Annotated in this window: 2 protein-coding genes; one reads left to right on the top strand and one right to left on the bottom strand. The window is 54.3% G+C overall.

Annotated features, from left to right (window positions below; all coding sequences use genetic code 11):
* Nucleotides 1–464: 464 nt before the first annotated feature.
* A complete protein-coding gene (locus tag CSQ89_RS19680) occupies nt 465–2,300 on the top strand; it encodes a pre-peptidase C-terminal domain-containing protein (protein ID WP_158229059.1) in 1,836 nt (611 codons plus the stop codon).
* Between the two features lie 380 nt (nt 2,301–2,680).
* Here the strand turns inward: CSQ89_RS19680 and CSQ89_RS19675 are convergent, their stop codons facing one another.
* Nucleotides 2,681–4,711: a M3 family metallopeptidase gene (locus CSQ89_RS19675; protein WP_099407729.1), complete on the bottom strand. Its 2,031-nt coding sequence runs from the start codon at nt 4,709–4,711 to the stop codon at nt 2,681–2,683.
* Nucleotides 4,712–5,106: the final 395 nt, after the last annotated feature.

The raw sequence follows: 5,106 nt of genomic DNA, 5'->3' as shown, positions 1-5,106 counted from the left end.
AACCGGGCGATGTGCATCAATTGGAGGCAGATTGACCTCAACTGCTCCAACCGCCCGGTGCGGACCCGCATGCCGGGTGGTGTGGCAGGGGTCGGCCAGAACATCTGGTCGCCCCTATGCCGATTGATTTTTCAGGCGCATGATGCCTCTGTGACATACGATATTTGGCTAAAGTTACTTCAAATTTAATCAATAATTTAATAACAGATTTCATAAGACTTACCTTGAATTCGACCGCTTTGTTTGATTGACTGGTTGTGAGTCTTTTGGTGTTTCACCCGCCTGACGGGTACCCGGAAAGAAGCCTCGGCTAGCTGGCGAAACAAGATGTGATAAAAATATCAAGTCTGTATATATTTGATTTGGAAGAGGATATTTTTTGACCAATGCGTTTTCGCTTGGCAGTCGAGGTTTTTTGTTGGTGCTCTAGCATCACCATCCACTCACTACCAAGGAAACACACCATGCGTTATTTGAATCGCACTCGGCTGTTGACCCCCTTGCTTGCTACCTTGCTCGCCAGCCTGTCTGGTACTGCCCTTGCCCAATCCACCGTAGAGCTAGGTACGAGCGATACAGTGATCAATATTCTGCGAATGCAGCGAGACAAGCTCGCGGTGCCTAACTACCGTGCCATGGATGGCCAATCGTTGGCTGTCGAAGTCAGGGACTTTTATGACAAGGATGGATTGGTCTCCATTTCCGGCTACGCCAAGGAGAGCAAAAACTCGGTGTTCTTCCTGAAAGGGACACGATCGCAACTGCATGGCTACCTAGCTCTGCATGATAAGCGTACCGCTTATGAATATCGTACCGACGAACATGGCGTAGTGAAGGTGACGCCCGTACCTATCACCAAGGTCTACCCTGATTTTGATGAAGGTTTCCAGCGGCGTTTAGATAAAGTATTTGAAGGGGAGGGGCTCGCAGTTATTCATCCCGTATATAGCACCATGGCTTTGCAGCAGGCACCGCACATTGGGCCCTATCCTGGCGTGGATGTCACCAGGTTGGAGAGCAAGCCGGGTAGTCCGTGGGTGTTTTATTTGAATACCACCGCCGTCATGAATGGCTCTACACCACTGAATGGGGTGACGAAGGAACAGATGTACCGGACCTGGCAATCGGTGGCGGACCAGTATTCGATGCTCAAACTCAATGTCACGACCAATCGCCAAGTCTATGATGCGGCGCGCGCAGCGAATCCGTTACGTACAGGTATTATCAATTACGTTAACCAGGATGGTCGTTCCTACGCACCTATTCATTCGTTTGGCACGACGTCCGCCGGTACGTTGTTCCGCAATCCCGCTTCGGGTTGGGACTACGGTTACGGTATTGGTATGACTGCCTCTCATGAAGTGGGCCACCAAATGGGTATGCTGCACGATGGCGGTGGGCAGGGCGGTGAATATTTTGAGGGGATTCCTGCTTTTCAGTGGTGCCCCATCATGGGTAATTACTGGTATGGCGGTGGCTGGGCAAACCAGCTATTTACCTGGAGCAAAGGTGAATATGCTACGGCGAGTAACCAGGAAGACGACCTGCGCATTATGAATGTCGAAGAAAACGTTCCTTACGCTGACGACGACAATGTGAATGGCAAAGCACTGGTGCTACGTACCGGTGGTGAACTTAACCCGGCTGACAACTGGGGGCAGATCGAGCGCACCACCGATACCGATACCTTCACATTCAGCCTTACCGCGACCGGTACGCTCAACTTGCGTGTTGACCCAATCGAATACCTGCGCATGCTGGATGTGGACGCCACGCTTTACAACGCGGAAGGCCAGGTCGTAGCGAATAGCAATTTGCCTGTTAACCGTTCTGCGGAATTTGTTGGTTTGAGCCTGCCGGCAGGCAGCTACCGTCTTGTTATTCAGGGCGGTGCGGAAGGCACGCCGCAGAATGGGTTTTCCAAATACTCGTCGTTGGGCTTTTATGCGTTGAAAGGCACGCTCAGCACGACAGGGGAGCCACCATCTACACCATTGACCAGTGGTGTGCCTATGCCCAATCAAGCCGGCGCAACCGGCAGCTGGACCTATTACCGCATTGCTGTACCTAACGGGAGTACAGCGTTGAATGTTTCAATTGCCGGTAACAATGGCGATGCCGATATGTTCGTGCGGGCCGGAGCAATACCAAGCGGCACGGTTTATACCTGTAAGGCCGATGGGCCCACCAGTGCTGAAGGTTGTACGGTGAATGCGCCGGGGGTGGGCACCTACTACGTCGGTGTCTACGGTTATGCGGCCTATAACGGGTTGACTGTGAAAGCAACGGTAAGCCCTTAAGAACCTGTCCACGGTTTCGTGAACCAGGGCAAGACAAGGCGAAACCAATGCAAGAATCGGCATCGTGGTCGCATTGAAAAGGCTAGTATCAGACAAGCACACTGAGCGGCACTTGAGTGGGTATCGCGATCAATAGCGGTGCACCGCAATAACCATCACTTCGGTTGCAATGCCAAGGGCCTGTTCACAATTGATCGTGAGCAAGCCCTTGTCTTACACGCTGCATGCGGATGGCGATTACGCCACCAGCCATTGTGGTGCGCTGGTGGTGGGAAAGCCCTTAGAACCCGCTTACGATCTGTCATGAGCAGCTGTCAGCAGGGTGAAGCGCAGCACATGAACCCTGATCACGGCTGCGCAGTAAGATCGTAAACAGGTTCTCAGCCAGCCATGCCGTTGTGGCGCAGTAAGGCATCGATTGCAGGTGTCCGTCCACGAAACGCCTTGAAGCTTTCCATGGCTGGGCGGCTGCCGCCTACTGCCAGGACTTCGCGGCGGAACTTCTCGCCAATCAGCTTGATTTGCTCTGGCGCTTCTTCAAAGGCTGCGTAGGCATCCGCGCTCAGCACTTCTGCCCACTTATAGCTGTAGTAACCTGCTGCATAGCCGCCAGCAAATATATGGCCAAAAGAGTGCGGGAAGCGGTTCCACTCGGGTGGGTGGTTCACTGCAACTTCGGCGCGAATGCGACCGAGCAATTGCAGTACGCTCTCGCGACTGGCATCAAAACGGCTATGCAGTTCCATGTCGAACAGGCCGAATTCCAATTGACGCGCCGTGACCATACCGCTTTGGAAGTTCTTGGCTGCCAACATCTTGTCGAACAGCGCCTGGGGCAAGGGCTTACCGGTTTCGGCGTGGGCTGTCATGGTGACAACGCGGTCCCATTCCCAGCAGAAATTTTCCATGAACTGGCTAGGTAGCTCGACTGCGTCCCATTCCACGCCGTTAAGGCCAGCCACACCCAGATCGCCAACCTCGGTCAGCAATTGGTGCAGGCCATGACCCATTTCGTGAAATACGGTAATCACTTCGTCGTGGCTGAAGGTGGCGGGGCTGCCGTCCATGCCGCGGCCAAAGTTGCAGGTCAGGTAAACCAGTGGGGTTTGTATGCCATCGGCCTTGTTGCGCCGGTTACGGGCGTCATCCATCCACGCGCCGCCACGCTTGCCTTCGCGTGCATAGAGGTCGAGGTAAAATTGGCCGACCAGTTTGCCTTCCGCATTCACCAGCCGGTAGAAGCGTACGTCCTCGTGCCACGTCGGTGCCGTGTCCAACTCGGCCTTTAGGCCGAACAGCGATTGGATGACATTGAACAAACCCGCCAGTACACGTGGTTCGGTGAAGTATTGCTTTACCTCTTGTTCCGAGAAGCTGTAGCGCGCTTCCTTGAGTTTTTCGCTGACATAGGCCAAGTCCCATGCGGCTAGTTCAGCCAGACCCAGGTTGTCCCGGGCAAAGGCTTCGAGTTCGGTACGGTCGCGCTGGGCATAGGGTTTGGCGCGCTTGGCAAGGTCACGCAGGAAGGTCAGTACCTCATCGGGGCTATCGGCCATTTTGGTCGTTACGGAATAGTCGGCATAGTTGGCAAAACCCAGCATATTGGCCAGTTCCTTACGCAGTACCAAAATACGGTCAATGGCGGCGGAGTTGTCGAGTTCCGGTTTACCGAGTTCAGATGCACGGGTGGCATAGGCGCGGTAGAGGGTTTCGCGTAGCTGACGGTTATCTGCGTAGCTTTGCACGGGCAGATAGCACGGCATTTGCAGCGTCAGTTTGTAGCCGGGTTTGTTTTCTTTTTCGGCTGCTGCACGGCACATGCCGATTACATCCTCAGGCAGGCCGACAAGGTCGGCTTCCGACTCGATATAAAGGGCATAGGCATCGGTCGCATCAAGCAGGTTTTGCTCGAACTTGGCGGACAGCGTCGCCAACTCTTCCTTAATGGCTGTAAAGCGAGGTTTGTCGGCATCGCTGAGTTCAGCACCACCGAGGCGGAAGTCGCGCAAGGCGTTGTCCACGATGCGTTGGCGGGCAGGGCTGAAACTAGCAAATGCGGGGCTGGTTGCCAGTTTTTTGTACTGGGCGAATAGCGCCAGATTCTGCCCGACCTCTGCGCCAAACTGGCTCAGCTTGGGTAAGTTGGCGTTGTAGGCTTCCCGCAGCGCCGGGGTGTTGACTACCGCCTGCATATGACCGACCTGGCCCCAGGCGCGGCTCAGTTTCTCGGTCGCATCATCCAGTGGGGTGACAAACTCATCCCAACTTACCGGTCTGACGACTTCGGCGGCTTTGACGGCAGCGCGGGCGTCCTCCAGCAATTTGTCGATAGCGGGCGTGATGTGTTCAGGCTGGATATCGGCAAAACGTGGCAGAGCAGAGAAATCGAGTAACGGATTGGGGTTGCGCATGGGTCTGGGTCTCGGAAGCGATAGGCTGATTTTAATCATGGACGTTACCACTCTGGCCACCGGAGCTTGGCGTCGGCTATTTAGCTTTTGATGGGGGCGAGAGTGTTAGAAAGCAAGCCATTCTGCTTAGAATTTACGTGAATTGTTCCAGCACGGTCGTATCCATAGGGGGAGCGGTAGCAAACTGTCCACATCCTCAGAGCCTGTTCAATGTCTGCTGCGCGTTGGCGATACAGCGTTGAAAACACCTTCGGAATGCGCATTTACACTTAGTAACTGATGTTACGCAGTGCATACGCTAACCTGTCGCCATGAAGAACAAAGAACTCGATTTGTACACCGACTATTTGCTGAGCACGTTTGGCGCGGCGACAGCAACGGGCTTGTCGGCGATG

Origin of the sequence: Chitinimonas sp. BJB300 (assembly GCF_002735695.1) — a bacterium.
Classification (GTDB): Bacteria; Pseudomonadota; Gammaproteobacteria; order Burkholderiales; family Chitinimonadaceae; genus Chitinimonas.
Note: the sequence above shows the minus strand (reverse complement) of the source record. Positions and strands in the feature narration are given on the sequence as shown.

Excerpts from the sequence above, each read along its gene's own strand:
- CSQ89_RS19680 (WP_158229059.1), top strand. The coding sequence starts at position 465 with ATGCGTTATTTGAATCGCACTCGGCTGTTGACCCCCTTGCTTGCTACC.
- CSQ89_RS19675 (WP_099407729.1), bottom strand. The coding sequence starts at position 4,711 with ATGCGCAACCCCAATCCGTTACTCGATTTCTCTGCTCTGCCACGTTTT.